Origin of the sequence: Achromobacter aegrifaciens, from assembly GCF_902859965.1 — a bacterium.
GTDB classification, from domain to species: domain Bacteria; phylum Pseudomonadota; class Gammaproteobacteria; order Burkholderiales; family Burkholderiaceae_B; genus Achromobacter; species Achromobacter aegrifaciens.
Window position 1 is genome coordinate 18,291 of sequence record NZ_CADIKO010000008.1, and the last position, 13,991, is coordinate 32,281.

The window sequence follows — 13,991 nt, forward strand, 5'->3', positions numbered from 1 at the left end:
ACGTTCTATTGCGGCGGGATGCCGGTTTCCTTGACGATGGCCGCCCATTTGTCGATCTCGGCGCGTACGAAGCCGCCGAATTCGGCCGGGGTCTGCTGCTTGACGGTCAGGCCCTGGCGCTCATAGGTCTGCTTGAGTTCGCCGTTGGCCAGGGCCTTGCCCAGCGATTGCGACAGGCGTTCCACCACGGGCGCGGGCAGGCCGGCCGGACCCATCAAGCCGAACCACACGGTCAGATCGAAGCCGGCGGCGCCGGTTTCATTGAGCGTGGGGATGTCCGGCGCCAGCGGAAAGCGTTCGGGAGTGCTGACCCCGTAGGTCTTGACCTTGCCGGCGCGCGCCTGCTGCAGGCCATTGGCCAGATCGGTGAAGGTGAGGTCGACGGTGCCGCCGATGACGTCGGTGAGCGCCTGCGGACCGCCGCGGTAGGGCACCGGCGTAACGTTGATCTTGCCCATGGACGCCAGCTTGGCGCCGAACACCTGCGCGCTGCCCGAGCCGTAGGCGTAGGTCAGCTTGCCGGGATGCTGGGCGCCATAGGCAAACAGATCGGATACCTTGCTGCCCGGCATGCGCGGCGAACCCACCAGCAGATAGGGCGTTTCGGCGACGGCGCCGATGGGCGCGAGGTCGGTGGCGGGGTTGTAGGGCAGGTCCTTGAACAGGCTCACGCCGCTGGCCGCCGTGGACACGCCCACCACCACCAGGGTGTAGCCGTCGGGCTTGGCGCGGGCCACGTCATGGGTGCCGATGATGCCGTTGGCGCCGGGCTTGTTTTCCACCACTACCGGCTGGCCAAGATCGTCGGCCATGGCTTTGCCCAGGCTGCGGGCCACCACGTCGGTGATGCTGCCTGGCGGAAAGGGTACGACCATGCGGATGGGATGGTCGGGGTAGCCCGCGGCGCCGGCGGGCGCGAGCGGCGCGCCCAGCACCAGCGCCAGCGCAGTCGCGGCGGCGGATCGTTTCATGCTTGTCTCCTGTGGATCTCGTTATCGTTGGCGTCCGGCGCTTCAGGCGGGAGCCGGGGTTTCCAGGCGCTGCAGATAGCGGTGGATCTCGGTGTTGTCCACGCCGGCCGGCATGTCTGCAAGCGCGCGCTGCCATAGCGCCGTGCACAGCGACAGCTGCGAGGCCGGAACGCCGGCCAGGGCCTGCAGCGCATCGGCGGTGCGCAGGTCCTTGGCCATCAGCGCCAGGGCAAAGCCGCCGTTGTAGGTGCCGGGCACGATGAACTGGCGCAGCTTGGTTTCGGTGGCGACGTTGCGGCCGCTGGACGCGTTGAGCACATCGGTGAACACTTCCAGGTCCAGGTCCATGCGCTGCGCGATCAAGAGCGCTTCGCTGGCTGCCAGCAGGCCGGCCGCGTAGACGTAGTTGTTCAGCGCCTTCATCGCATGGGCGGAGCCCACGGCGCCGGTGTGGATGAGGGACGCGCCCATGCGCGAGAGCAGGGGACGCACCCGCGCCAGGCCGTCGGCATCGGCGCCCACCATGATGGCCAGCGTGCCAGCGGCCGCCTTGGCCACCGCGCCCGACACCGGCGCGTCGATGAGCGTCACGCCCGCCGCGCGCAATAGCGGCGCCAGCCGCAGCGTTTCGGCCGGGTTGGACGAACCCATGTCCAGCAGCACGGAGCCTGGGCGCATCACGCTTGCCAGTCCATGCTCGCCTTCGATCACCGCGTTGGTGATGGCGCTGTCGGGCAGCATGGTGATGACCACGTCGCAGGCGGCCAGCGCCGATAGGCCGGCGGCCGGCCTGAGCGTCTGGTTCCAGGCGGGGTGCCCGGCCAGGCGCTCCAGGCGCGCGGGATCGCGGTCATACGCCAGGATGTTGTAGCGCTCCTCGCCGCGGGCGAGGTTTTCCAGCATGGGCAGACCCATCATGCCCAGGCCCACGAATCCTACTGTGAGAGTCATGCATTCCCTTTATCGAATCGTCCTGGAAAGCGCGCCAGGAGCCATCTGGGATGCTAATGAAAGCGCCATTTCAGCGCTTATGCTAAGTTGGCCAGGGGTTATAACAAACGATTATCGGGTCAGCCATGCGATTCAAACTCAGGCAGATGGAAGCGTTCCGGGCGGTGATGCTGACCGGTTCCATGAATGGCGCGGCCAAGCTGCTGTTCGTGTCGCAGCCCGCGGTCAGCCGTCTCATCGCCCATACCGAGCAAAGCCTGGGCCTGCAGCTGTTCGAGCGCGACAAGGGCAAGCTCACGCCCACCCCTGAAGCGCAGCGCCTGTTCCAGGAAGTGGGACCGCTGTTCGACGAGGCCCTGCGCATCGACGAACTGGCGCGCGACCTGGCCGAGCGGCCGGAGGGCGCGTTGACCCTGTGTTCCAGCCCCAGCCTGGCGCTCAACTTCGTGCCGCCGGTGATCGCGCAGTACATGGAGCTCTATCCCAACGTCAGGCTCAAGTTCCACACCACGCTGCTGTCCGACATGGCGCATGAGCTGTTGGGACGCAAGGCGGAACTGGCCGTGTCGGTGCTGCCGATAGACCATCCCAATCTGGTCGTGGAGCCGCTGGCCACGGGCGAGATGGTCTGCATCCTGCCGCAAGGCCATCCGCTGGCCGCAAGGCGGGCAGTCAGCCTGGCCGAGCTGGCCGGGTGCCGGCTGATCCTCTACAACCGCAACATCCCGTTCGGGCAGTTGGTGGCAGCGGCCTTCCAGCGCGCTGGCGTCAGCTGGAATCCGGCCGTGGAAATCGTGCGCGCCGAGCTGGCCTGCGCCCTGGTCCGGGTCGGCGCGGGCGTGGCCATCGTCGACGAGTTCTCGGTCGGGCAGCAGGGTTGGCCCGGCGTGGTGACGCGGCCGCTGCGCGAGTCCATCCCGCTGTCGCTGAGCCTGGTGCGTTCGCGCTTCGAGCGCCCCAGCCGCCAGGTGCAGCGCTTCGTGCGCCTGATCAAGGAGCATGCGCGGACCTCGCGCAAGACGGGCCGCGCCCGGCCAGCGGCGTAGCCGGCATCCGCAGGGAACGGACAGCCGGCGCATTTTCCGGACACGCCTGTTGGACCTGGCGCAAGCTTGCCTCGAATAAGCGCAGTTTGCGGATAGCGTCGGCCGGATCCGGCTAACGCGGGCCAGGCGCGCCACGCCAGTATTCGCCTCACTCAATCAGCCAACGGCGAGGTGATGCGATGAAGGGTCTGGACAATAAAGTGGCCATCGTGACCGGCGGCGCCACGCTGATCGGCGCGGGCGTGGTCGCCACGCTGCGCGCCTACGGCATGCGTGTGGCGCTGTTCGATATCGACGCGGCCGGCGGCGAACGCGTGGCCGCGGCCGATCCGGCCGGCACGCGCTTCTGGCCGGTGGACATTGCTGACGACGCGCAACTGGAGCGCGGCGTGGCCGACGCCGCGGCGCATTTTGGCCGCATCGATTTCCTGGTCAACCTGGCCGCGACCTATCTGGACGACGGCGCCGCATCGGGCCGCGCCGATTGGCTGCGCGCGCTCGACGTGAACGTGGTCAGCGCCGTGATGGCCGCGCGCGCGGTCCATCCCCATCTGCTGGCCGCTGGCGGCGGGGCCATCGTCAATTTCACCAGCATTTCGTCGCGCGTCGCGCAGACCGGGCGCTGGCTCTATCCGGTGTCCAAGGCGGCGCTGCTGCAAGTCACCCGCAACATGGCGATGGACTATGCCGCCGACGGCATCCGCGTCAACTCCGTGTCGCCAGGCTGGACCTGGTCGCGCGTGATGGACGAGCTGACGCAGGGCGACCGCGCCAAGACCGACCGGGTGGCCGCGGACTACCACCTGCTGGGCCGCGCCGGCGATCCGGCCGAAGTGGCCGAGGTGGTCGCCTTCCTGCTTTCAGACCATGCCAGCTTCGTCACCGGCGCCGACTACGCGGTGGATGGCGGCTATTCCACCATGGGTCCCGAACAGGCCAAGCCCGCGATTCCGCGCCTGGCCGCCTAGCCAAACAAAGGAGAAAAAACATGCGTCGAATCGCGATCGTGGGTGGAGGGCAGGCCGGCCTGCCCCTGGCGTTGGGACTGCTGGAAAAAGGTTATGAGGTGACCGTCGTCACCAACCGCGAACCGGACGACATCCGCCGCGGCAAAGTGATGTCCAGCCAGTGCATGTTCGATGCTTCGCTGCAGGTCGAGCGTGACCTGGGCCTGAACCAGTGGGAGGCGGAATGCCCGACCGTCGACGGCATCGGCCTGGCGATCCCGCATCCGGAGCGGCCCGGCCACAAGCTGATCGATTGGGTGGCGCGCCTGGACCGGCCCGCGCAGGCGGTGGACCAGCGCATCAAGATGCCGGCCTGGATGGAGCTGTTCGCGGCACGCGGCGGCCGGCTGCTGATCCAGGACGGCGGCGTGGCCGAACTTGAACTGCTGGCCGCCTCGCATGACCTGGTGCTGCTGGCCGCGGGCAAGGGCGAGGTGGTCAAGCTGTTCGAGCGCGATGCGCTGCGGTCGCGCTTCGACCGGCCGCAGCGCGCGCTGGCGCTGACCTATGTGCACGGCATGCGCCCGGCGCCGGATCATTCTCGCGTCGCCTTCAACCTGATTCCGGGCGTGGGCGAGTACTTCGTGTTCCCGGCGCTGACCATCAGCGGTCCCTGCGAGATCATGGTGTTCGAGGGCGTGCCTGGCGGGCCGATGGATTGCTGGCGCGACATCAAGTCGCCGCAGGAGCATCTGGCGCAAAGCCTGCATATCCTGCACAGCTATCTGCCCTGGGAGGCCGAGCGCTGCAGCGCGGTGGAGCTGACCGACGCCAACGGCATCCTGGCCGGCAGCTTCGCGCCCACGGTGCGCAAGCCGGTGCTGACCCTGCCGTCGGGCCGGCTGGTGTTCGGCCTGGGCGATGCGGTGGTGACCAACGACCCTATCACGGGGCAGGGCTCGAACAACGCCACCAAGGCCTGCGCCGTGTACCTGGACGCCATTCTGGCGCATGGCGACGCTACGTTCACGGCCGAATGGATGCAGCGCACCTTCGAACGCTTCTGGGACTACGCAGGCGCGGTGGTGGAATGGACCAACTCCATGCTGCTGCCGCCGGCGCCGCACCTGCTCAAATTGCTGCAGGCCGCGGACCACACGCCGGCGATCGCCAGCACCATCGCCAACGGTTTCAACCATCCGCCGTCGCTGTACCCCTGGTGGGGCGACGCCACGGCCTGCGAGGCTTTCATCGCGGCGCAGCCGGCGCGGGCGGCGGCATGAAGCCCGATTGCGCAGCGGGCCTGCCCCTGGACTGGGGCTGCACCGATCTGCATCCCAAGGTCCTGCGCGGCGTGCTCGGCAGCTATCCGACCGGTGTGGCCATCGTCGCCACGCGCTGTCCGGACGGCCGCCGGGTCGGGCTCACCATCAACTCCTTCGCCTCGCTGTCGCTGGACCCGCCGCTGGTGTTGTGGAGCCTGGTGAACCATTCGCCCAACCTGGCGGCGTTCCGCGATTGCAGCCACTTCACCATCAGCGTGCTGGCCTGCGGCCAGGAAGAGTTGGCGCTGCGTTTTGCCAGTTCTTCTGTTCCGGACAAGTTCGCGGGAGCGCCCGTGCACGACGTGCCGGAAGGCGTGCCCGCCATCGAAGGGGCGGTGGCCACCCTGGTCTGCGCCAACGACCAGCAAAGCCCCGCGGGCGATCACCTGCTGCTGTTCGGCCGGGTGCTGCGCGTGGCCAGCGTGACGGCCACGCCGTTGGTGTTCCATGCAGGGCGCTTCACTGCGTTGAGCGCCGCATAGGGCTCGCACGCGATTCCTTTCAATGTCCACGGGCCCGGGCGGCCTGTTTTCCCATCGGAGCGCATCATGCCCCTGGAGTCAGAGGCGCAGGTCATCATCGTCGGCAGCGGCATGAATTCGCTGGTCTGCGCGGCCTTGCTGGCGCAGCGCGGCAAGTCCGTGCTGGTGCTGGAACGCAACGACAGGCTGGGTGGCTGCATCCGCACCGAGGAGCTGTTTCCCGGCTATCGCCACGACGTGCTGTCCTGCTGGTATCCGCTGTTTGTCGGCAGTCCCGCCTATGCGGCGCTCAAACCCGCGTTGCAGGAAGCCGGACTGGAATTCATGCAGGGCGAATACGCCACCGGGCTGGTGCTGCCCGACGGCTCGGGCCTGGCCTTGAAGCAGGATGTGGCGGACAGCGCGCGGCGGCTGGATGCCTGGGCGCCCGGCGATGGCGCAGCCTTCGGCGCCATGGCGCAGCGCCTGTTCGGCGAGGACGCGGCGCTGACCTTCGGCCTGCTGGGCCAGAATCCCTACGGCGCGGGCATGCTCAAGCTGCTATTCGGCGAATGGCGCAAGCGCGGCATGGACGGCCTGGCCGCCTTTGCCGCCGACTCGATGGAGAGCTTTCGCCGCTGGTCCGAACGCGCGTTGCAGTCTGATGCCGCGCGTGCACTGATCGCGCCCTGGGTACTGCACACCGGCCTGGGTCCGGACGACGCCTGTTCCGCGCTGATCGGCAAGCTGACCTTTGCCGCGGTCGTGGCCGGCGGCATGCCGGTGGTCAAGGGCGGCGGCAGCGGCGTGGTGGACGCGCTGGCCGCCGTCATCGAACGGCGCGGCGGCCGCCTGCAGACCGGCGCCGAGGTCGAACGCATCATCACAAGCGGCCAGGGCAAGCGGCGCCGCGCGGTGGGCGTGCTGGCGGGCGGACGCGAATATCGCGCGACAGTAGCGGTGGTCTGCAATGTGACGCCCGGCCAGTTGTACGGCCAGTTGCTGCCCGATGCGCCGCCCGCCGTGCGCGAACGCGCCGCTGGCTATCGCTACGGCCGCGGCGGCATGCAGATCCATTTCGCGCTGAATGCGCCGCCGGATTGGCTGACGCCGGAATTGCGCCACGTGCCGCTGGTGCATCTGACCGAGAGCATGGAACAGGTCTGCGCTTCGGTGACCGAGGCCAACAACGGCCTGCTGCCCGCGCGCCCCACGCTGGCCATCGGCCAGCCCGTCGCGGTCGACCCGACGCGCGCGCCGCCGGGCGGCTGGATCCTGTGGGTGCAGATGCAGGAACTGCCGGCGCGGATCAAGGGCGATGCCGCGGGCGAGATCGCGGCGCCTGCCGACGGCCGCTGGAACGAGGCCGTGCGCGAGGCGATGGCCGACCGGGTGCAGGCGCGCATGGAACGGGTCATGCCGGGCCTGGCGCGGCGCATCGTCGGCCGGCGGGCGTACTCGCCGGCGGACCTGGAAGGCCTGAACCGCAACCTGGTGGGCGGCGACCCCTATTCGGGCGTGTGTTCGCCCGACCAGTTCTTCTGGCTGCGGCCCTTCGCCGGAAGCCAGGGTGCGCGCGGCCACCGCACGCCGCTGCGCAATCTCTTTCACATCGGCGCCGCTACCCACCCGGGCCCCGGCCTGGGGGGCGGTTCCGGCTATCTCGTCGCACAACAAATAGGCAGGAGGGGAACATGAACGGACACCTGAAAATCCGGCGGCTTGCTGGCGCCTTGGCATTGGCGCTGGCCAGCGCGGGAGCCCAGGCCACCGAGGGCGGCGGCCTGGGCATCTATCCGGACGGCCTGGAAAACTTCATGTCGGGCGCGCTGCCGCCGCCCGGCGTGCACATGCTGGTCTATGCCGGCGGGGCGCGCTACGACACGCTGCGCGGCAACGACGGCCAGCGCGTGCCGGTGCCCGGCTTCAAGGTGGACGTCAATGTGCTGGCGCCGCGCCTGATCTGGGTTACGCAGCAGCAGGTCATGGGCGGCCAGCTGGCCTTCCACGCCATCGCGCCGCTGCTGGACGTGACCGCCAAGGCTGCTGGGCAACGCAACCGCAGCACCGGCCTGGGCGACATGACGCTGGGCGTGGCGCTGGGCTATCACCCGTCCGAAAGCCTGCACTACGTGGTGGGGTTGGACATGTACGCGCCCACCGGCGAATACGACCGCAAGGACCCGTCCAGCCTGGGCAAGAACTACTGGACCGCGCAGCCGGTGTTCGCCCTGAGCCGCATCAGCCCGGACGGCTTCAACGCCGACCTGAAAGTCATGTACGACTTCAACTTCACCAATTCCGCCACCGATACGCGTTCAGGCCAGGCCCTGCACGCCGACTACGCGCTGGGCTGGGGCGTGGGCAAGGGCTGGGTGCTGGGGGTGGGCGGCTACGCCTTCCAGCAAGTCACCGACGACAGCGGCCCGAACAGCGCCGCCGGCCGCGCCCGGGCTTTCGGCTTCGGTCCCTCGGTGCGGTACATGAATGAAAAAGGCTGGCTGTTCACGGCCAAATGGCAGCAGGACTTCAAGGTCAAGAACCGGCCCGAGGGCGCGCAGCTGTATGTGAAGCTGGGGATACCGTTCTAGGTCTGGCGGCTGCACTGGAAGGCCCTGGCTGTCCGTATCTGCGGGGCTGTCCTGCTGGTATCGTTGCGCTGTCGATGGGACGGGGCAGGGACATGAATCTGTACGAAGCGATACGCTGGGGCAACGAATCCGAGGACCCGTACACTGGCGGTCCGGATGGCGCGGATACCTGTTTCCTGGTGCGGGCGGAATCGGTCGAGGAGGCTGGACGGCTTGCGGATGCGGCATTGCGCGGCGCCCGGTGCGGGCTGGCGGACTGGACCCAGGTTCTGCACTTGCTCGGCACGGAACAGGCCACGGACAGTGAGCCTCGAATCTTGCGTGGACCCTATTTGCAGCACGCCTACCGGTACGGCTGGCGGCACTGGAGCCGGGACGAGGCGGCGGCGCCTTGGGTCGAGCAGTCTTAGGCGAGGGGCACCTCAGCGGGCGGACTGCTTGCGTTGCCCTTGAAGTTCCTGGACGGTAAATAGAACGAGTTCGGCCTTGTCGAGGGAGTCGTCGCGTTCCGCATTTTCCAGCAGATCATCGATCTGTCCACGCAGATGCCGGCAGTCGCTGGGCTCGCCTCTGGGATTGATCTTTTTGACCTCGACCCGCACTCGGGAAACCCAGTCGCGCTCGTTCTGAGCCAGTTTTTTCGCCCGCTGTTGGCGTTTGGTTGCCGCAGCGGCCGCCTCCGGAGTACGAATCGCGTCGCTGGTCGCTTTCAAGATCGCTTTGGGGTCGTAGGGGACTTGAGCAAGCGGCTTGCCTATGACCGCTTCCGCCACCGCCAGCGAAGACAGCTTATTGAGGTCGTCGATGGGAACGTCGATGGCGCAAGCGCCGGCCGCCCCAATGTGCGCGCCGGCCCGTTCGCCAAGCGGGATTTTCTGCAGTCGGGGTGAAAGCGCGGCGACGGCTGCGCGCCTGGCTTCGGCCTTCGCATCGGCCGACCGCAAGGCCTGGCTCGACGCCTCGAACGCCTTCATGTCGATATCGTCCGAGGCGAATGCCGTCCCGATGGACAGCGTCGCGCAAAGAAGAAGACTGCTTTTTAGCGTTTTCATCGAGTTTCCTTCCCCGGGGCTGCGTCGGACCAGCGGGCTTCCTGTTGCGCGAGTGTCCTGGAAATGCACCTTCCGCGCCATAGCGGTCAACGGATGAGGAAGGCATGCGTTGTTCGGATGCAACTGCAGGAATGCTTCCGTGGGCGTTTTGGGGCCTCGCGCACCATTCCGGCTGACGGTGGAATAGCATCCCGCGTGGAGATATCCGCGCCGGCGAGCGCTCACGGGGGGAGATGATGAAAAGAACGATTTCGGCGCTGGCGCTTTGCTTGTGCGGCGGACTTGCCGCAGCGCAGAACACCAGCAGCAGCTTTGAAGTACAGGAGCCGATGCGCAATTCGCTGGGTTTTGCGATGGGTAGCGACGGCCAGGAGTGGCTCGGCGACAGGGCGGTCGCGCACATGGGCTTTATTGCCGCGTGCAAGCTGTACCCGGCAGACGGGCCGGAGGTCCAGGGGATGGTGGCCATGGCCCTGGCCCAAGCGAGCCTGGGCATGGACCTGGCGCGCGCGCCGACAGACCCGGCCGCGCTGCGCGCCAGGCTCGCCCAGCGCTTGAATTCCCAGGAAGGGCGCAAGGACGCGGCGGAAAAAATCCAGGCCATGCGCAAGCGCGTCTTGGCCGAGCAGGCGCATGCGGGCAAGCTGATAGACGCCTCCGTGGCTTTTACGGGCAAGAATGCGAACCCCTGCGAGCTCGAGCGCTACTACGCGCGTCAATTCCTGACACAGCACAAGGACGGCGCCATGAAGGCCGCTCCCAGGATCAATCAAATCGCGCGGGAGGTCATGGCGCAGGACTCCTCTGCCAAGGCCAAGCCGGCTGCGCCAGCCCGACCCTGAAGCGCCGCCGCCTCACCCGCGTCGCCGCAAACTCTGGCTGGGACTCACGCCGTAGCGTTCCTTATATCCGGCGCTGAAGCGCCCCATGTGCGCGAAGCCCCAGCGCAGCGCCACCCCGGCGATGTTGCGGGTCTCGCCCGAGATCAGTTCCGCATGCGCGCGTTCCATGCGCAGGTCGCGCAGGTAATGCATGGGGCTCACGCCCAGGAATTCCTTGAACCCCGCGTACAGGCTGCGCACGCTGACGCCGGCGATGCGCGCCAGCTGCTCGGCCGTGACCGGTTCGTGCGCATGCGCCTGCAGATAGTCCTGCACGCTGCGCACGTGGCGCGGCAGCACTGCGCCACGCCGGCCGGGCAGGGCGCCGGTGTAGTTGTGGGGCTGGGCCGCCAGCAAGGTGGCGGCGACCAGCTGTTCCATCTGATGCACGATGAGTTTGTGTTCGGCCAGGTTCGCGTGCTGGGTGGAGCAGTCCAGCAGATAGCTCATCAGGCAGCGCCAGGCCGGGCATTCGCGCCAGCGGAACCCCAGCTGGAAGCGTAGCGGCCGATCCAGCGCACAGCCCAGATGGCCCATCAGGGTGCGTTCCAGCAGCGAGCGGCCCACGCGCAGCATGAACTGGTCGTTGTCGTCGGCCCAGCGCATGGCCAGGTCGTCGTCCGGGCTGACGACCGACGCGACCTCGGGCGTCGAATCCAGCTGCTGCGGGCCGCTGCTGATGCGGGCGCAGCCCGACAGCGGCATCTGCACCAGGAAGAAATCCTCCAGCGGGCCGGGCTGGATCTCGACGTTGGCGCCGTAGCGCAGGCGATTCAAGGAGACCTCGCCCAGCGGCTGGTGGTGCATGCGCGCGTCCAGGCGCTGCAGCGCGCCGACCACGCCCAGGTGGTGCGGACGCATCACGCGGCCGACCATGGAACGGGCTTCGTCCAGATCGCCGGAGGCGAACAATTGCTGCGCCGGCAGGCCCAGGACCGACTCGATCCGCGGCGCGGCCGGCGGCCAAGTCGTGCTGGTGGCGGACTGCATCGTGTCGAGCATGGGGAAACTCCACTGCCGGGGCCTTGAAGGCTTTGATAGTAAAGCTGCGCCGGACAGGGCGGACTGGTGGAAAACCCGTCCAGAGGAGGCCGGACCTATCCGATTTTGGCGTCGGCTATCCGACATGCGCAGAAAACCTCTTGCAAGCGTATATTGACAACCGGTTTCCAATGTTGGAAACTGGTTGTCAATTAGGCAATGCACAGGAGGCCAGAAATGAATCCAACCAAGGAAGAACGGCTCACCGGGGTGATCCTGACCTTGTTCCAGTTGAACGGCGCGTTGCTTGATTGGGGCGACGCCTTCGTCGCGCCCGAGGCGCTGACGAGCGCCCGCTGGCAGATGCTGGGCGCCCTGGCGCTGGCAGGGCAGCCTTTGAGCGCGCCGCAGGTCGCCGCCGCGATGGGCGTGACACGCCAGGGCGCGCAGAAGCAGCTGAACCTGCTGTCCGAGGCGCAACTGGTGGAGGTCCGCCCCAATCCGCAGCACAAACGCTCGCCGCTGTACCAGCTGACCGATGGGGGGCGGCGCGTCTATGGCGCCATCGACGCGCGCTGGAAGGAGCGCGCGCGCCAACTGGCCGGCGGCTTCAGCGCCGCTGAACTGGAAACGGCGGGGAGGGTGCTGGCGGGCCTGCTGGCCGCGCACGTTCCCGCGCCACCGGAGCAAGATCATGAAACATAGAATCCATGCCGCTGCCGCCCTGTTGACGCTGCTGTTTCTGGCGGCGTTTTGGATCTCGACAGTGGCGTCCGAACTGTTCCTGGCCGCATCCGCGGTGGCCCAGGTCAAGCTTGCCATCGCTTGTGCGCTGTTGGGTTTCGTGCCCGTCATGATGCTGACCGCCGCCAGCGGTTTCCTGATGGGCGGCAAGGGCAGGCATCCGCTGCTGTTGGCCAAGCGTAGACGCATGCCCTTCATCGCGGCCAATGGTTTGCTGATTCTGGTTCCCGCGGCGGTGTTCCTGGCGCTGCGCGCGCAGGCGGGCTTGCTGGACGGGGTGTTCTACGGGGTGCAGGTCTTGGAGCTGGCGGCAGGCGCGGCCAACCTGGCGCTGATCGGACTGAACATCCGCGACGGCCTCAGGCTGGGCCGCTTGCGGCGGGGCGCGCAAGAACAGGGCCGGTCCTAGCGTCCCGTCCCGCTGCGCGGGACGAGAGGCCAGCCGGCCCTGTTGCCTCAGTGCATCTTGCCGTAGCGTCCGGCGTTGAAGTCCTGGATCGCTTCGACGATTTCCGCCTGCGTGTTCATCACGAAGGGGCCGTAGCCGACCACCGGCTCGTCGATGGGCTCGCCGCTCAACACCAGGAACACCGCGTCGTTGTTGGCTTCGACGGTGATGTCCTCGCCCTCCAGGGAGAACAGCGCCAGCTGCGCATCACGCGCCACGGTTTCCCCGTTGACCAGCACCGTGCCGCGCAGAACGACCAGCATGCTGTTGCGGCCTTCGGCGACGGGGAAGGTCGCCGACTTGTCGGCGGCCAGCCTCACGTCCCACACGTCCATCGGCGTGAAGGTGCGCGCCGGTCCCGCGTGACCCGCGTAGTTGCCCGCGATCACGCGCAGCTTGCCCGCACCGTCCGGCAGGTCCACCGTCGGGATGTCCGCGTCGAGGATGCCCTGGTAGCCGGCCGGCGCCATCTTGTCCTTGGCGGGCAGGTTGACCCAGAGCTGCACCATTTCCAGCTCGCCGCCCTTGCGGGTGAAGGCGTGGGAATGGAATTCCTCATGCAGGATGCCCGAGGCCGCCGTCATCCATTGCACATCGCCGGGACCGATGACGCCGCCGTTGCCGGTGGAATCGCGGTGCTCGACTTCGCCGCTGTAAACGATGGTCACGGTTTCAAAGCCGCGGTGCGGATGCTGCCCGACGCCGCGCGGATGTTCGGCCGGCTCGAACTGCGCCGGGCCGGCGTAGTCCAGCAGCAGGAACGGGCTGGTGTTCTTGCCTTTGTCGTTGTAGGAGAACATGGAGCGCACCGGGAAGCCGTCGCCCACCCAGTGGGGACGGGGGCTGGCATGCAATCCGAGGATCTTCTTCATGGTCGTATTTCCTGTTGCGCGGCCCCAGCGGGGCCGTCCGTCATGATTAATAAGATAAGGGCGCCACCTCTTCGGCGGTAGTCCCTGGCATTGATAAGCACTGTTCCATGGATCGGACAGTGGAGGCGGAACTCGCGGCTGGCGTATCCTTTGGGCATGGAAGACGGCATGCGCACGGCCCAGGCGGGCGGCAATAACGATCAGGTCCAGGGCTTCGCCCCGGTGGCGGGGGCTGGCGCGCGCGTGCTGGTGCTGGGTTCGATGCCCGGCGTGGCATCGCTCAGGCAGGGCCGTTATTACGCCCATCCGCGCAACGCCTTCTGGCCCATCGCGGCCAGCGTCTTCGGCTTCGATCCCGGCCTGGACTATGCACAGCGCCTGCTGGCCCTGCAGGCTGCCGGCATCGCCTTGTGGGACGTGCTGCAGGCCTGTGAACGTCCCGGCAGCCTGGACGCCGATATCCGTGGCGACACCCTGGTCGCCAATGACTTCGCCACCTTCCTTGAACGCCACCCTGGCATCGTCCGGGTCTGCTTCAACGGCGCCAAGGCCGCGGCGATGTACCGCCGCCACGTGCTGCCCGGACTGGCCGTCCCATTGGAATACATGGATTTGCCGTCGACCAGCCCGGCGCATGCGGCGGCCTCGTTCGAGCACAAGCTGGCCGCCTGGGGCCGGGCGCTCAAGGTCGAGGATTGACGGATTGGGTTGCGGACCGGCT

Annotated in this window: 16 protein-coding genes; 11 read left to right on the forward strand and 5 right to left on the reverse strand. The window is 67.7% G+C overall.

Annotated elements, in window-relative coordinates:
• Positions 1 to 5 precede the first annotated feature (5 nt).
• A complete protein-coding gene (locus tag HV793_RS30125) occupies positions 6 to 971 on the reverse strand; it encodes a Bug family tripartite tricarboxylate transporter substrate binding protein (RefSeq protein WP_175214416.1) in 966 nt (321 codons plus the stop codon).
• Positions 972 to 1,013: 42 nt separating this feature from the next.
• Positions 1,014 to 1,922 (reverse strand): NAD(P)-dependent oxidoreductase, encoded by a 909-nt coding sequence (locus HV793_RS30130; protein ID WP_054459162.1) that lies wholly within the window; start codon positions 1,920 to 1,922, stop codon positions 1,014 to 1,016.
• A 125-nt stretch (positions 1,923 to 2,047) separates the two neighbouring features.
• Between HV793_RS30130 and HV793_RS30135 the strand changes: the two genes are divergently transcribed.
• The 7 genes from HV793_RS30135 to HV793_RS30165 all read left to right on the forward strand — a co-directional run bounded on the left by HV793_RS30135 (position 2,048) and on the right by HV793_RS30165 (position 8,702).
• Complete coding sequence (locus HV793_RS30135; RefSeq protein ID WP_119451831.1) at positions 2,048 to 2,968, forward strand: LysR family transcriptional regulator; 921 nt, start codon at positions 2,048 to 2,050, stop codon at positions 2,966 to 2,968.
• 179 nt (positions 2,969 to 3,147) lie between these two features.
• Complete coding sequence (locus HV793_RS30140; RefSeq protein ID WP_175214417.1) at positions 3,148 to 3,936, forward strand: SDR family oxidoreductase; 789 nt, start codon at positions 3,148 to 3,150, stop codon at positions 3,934 to 3,936.
• A gap of 20 nt (positions 3,937 to 3,956) precedes the next feature.
• A complete protein-coding gene (locus tag HV793_RS30145; RefSeq protein ID WP_054459171.1) occupies positions 3,957 to 5,198 on the forward strand; it encodes a styrene monooxygenase/indole monooxygenase family protein in 1,242 nt (413 codons plus the stop codon).
• Positions 5,195 to 5,722, forward strand: coding sequence for a flavin reductase family protein (locus HV793_RS30150; RefSeq protein ID WP_054459173.1), 528 nt, complete (start codon positions 5,195 to 5,197; stop codon positions 5,720 to 5,722). Before HV793_RS30145 ends, HV793_RS30150 begins: the two co-directional genes overlap by 4 nt.
• Before the next feature lie 66 nt (positions 5,723 to 5,788).
• Positions 5,789 to 7,399 (forward strand): phytoene desaturase family protein, encoded by a 1,611-nt coding sequence (locus tag HV793_RS30155; RefSeq protein WP_175214418.1) that lies wholly within the window; start codon positions 5,789 to 5,791, stop codon positions 7,397 to 7,399.
• Positions 7,396 to 8,292 (forward strand): SphA family protein, encoded by an 897-nt coding sequence (locus tag HV793_RS30160; RefSeq protein ID WP_175214419.1) that lies wholly within the window; start codon positions 7,396 to 7,398, stop codon positions 8,290 to 8,292. The genes HV793_RS30155 and HV793_RS30160 overlap by 4 nt, the downstream gene beginning before the upstream one ends.
• 92 nt (positions 8,293 to 8,384) lie before the next feature.
• Positions 8,385 to 8,702 (forward strand): hypothetical protein, encoded by a 318-nt coding sequence (locus HV793_RS30165; RefSeq protein WP_175214420.1) that lies wholly within the window; start codon positions 8,385 to 8,387, stop codon positions 8,700 to 8,702.
• 12 nt (positions 8,703 to 8,714) lie between these two features.
• Here the strand turns inward: HV793_RS30165 and HV793_RS30170 are convergent, their stop codons facing one another.
• The gene (locus tag HV793_RS30170) at positions 8,715 to 9,344 is read right to left on the reverse strand and encodes a hypothetical protein (protein ID WP_175214421.1); all 630 of its coding nucleotides are present in this window, start codon (positions 9,342 to 9,344) and stop codon (positions 8,715 to 8,717) included.
• Positions 9,345 to 9,673: 329 nt separating this feature from the next.
• Here HV793_RS30170 and HV793_RS30175 point away from each other — a divergent pair, with 329 nt between their 5' ends.
• Positions 9,674 to 10,186, forward strand: a complete 513-nt coding sequence (locus tag HV793_RS30175; protein WP_175214422.1) for a hypothetical protein — start codon at positions 9,674 to 9,676, stop codon at positions 10,184 to 10,186.
• Positions 10,187 to 10,198: 12 nt separating this feature from the next.
• Here HV793_RS30175 and HV793_RS30180 read toward each other — a convergent pair whose 3' ends face one another.
• Positions 10,199 to 11,227: an AraC family transcriptional regulator gene (locus HV793_RS30180; protein WP_175214423.1), complete on the reverse strand. Its 1,029-nt coding sequence runs from the start codon at positions 11,225 to 11,227 to the stop codon at positions 10,199 to 10,201.
• Between the two features lie 216 nt (positions 11,228 to 11,443).
• Here HV793_RS30180 and HV793_RS30185 point away from each other — a divergent pair, with 216 nt between their 5' ends.
• Positions 11,444 to 11,911 carry a MarR family winged helix-turn-helix transcriptional regulator gene (locus HV793_RS30185; RefSeq protein ID WP_054459184.1) on the forward strand — a complete coding sequence of 156 codons (468 nt, stop codon included), beginning with the start codon at positions 11,444 to 11,446 and terminating at the stop codon, positions 11,909 to 11,911.
• Entirely contained in the window at positions 11,901 to 12,359 is a 459-nt protein-coding gene (locus HV793_RS30190; protein ID WP_175214424.1) for a hypothetical protein, read from the forward strand. The genes HV793_RS30185 and HV793_RS30190 overlap by 11 nt, the downstream gene beginning before the upstream one ends.
• Before the next feature lie 47 nt (positions 12,360 to 12,406).
• Here HV793_RS30190 and HV793_RS30195 read toward each other — a convergent pair whose 3' ends face one another.
• Positions 12,407 to 13,270 (reverse strand): pirin family protein, encoded by an 864-nt coding sequence (locus HV793_RS30195; RefSeq protein WP_175214425.1) that lies wholly within the window; start codon positions 13,268 to 13,270, stop codon positions 12,407 to 12,409.
• A 168-nt stretch (positions 13,271 to 13,438) separates the two neighbouring features.
• Between HV793_RS30195 and HV793_RS30200 the strand changes: the two genes are divergently transcribed.
• Positions 13,439 to 13,969, forward strand: coding sequence for a DNA-deoxyinosine glycosylase (locus HV793_RS30200; protein WP_119451840.1), 531 nt, complete (start codon positions 13,439 to 13,441; stop codon positions 13,967 to 13,969).
• Positions 13,970 to 13,991 lie beyond the last annotated feature (22 nt).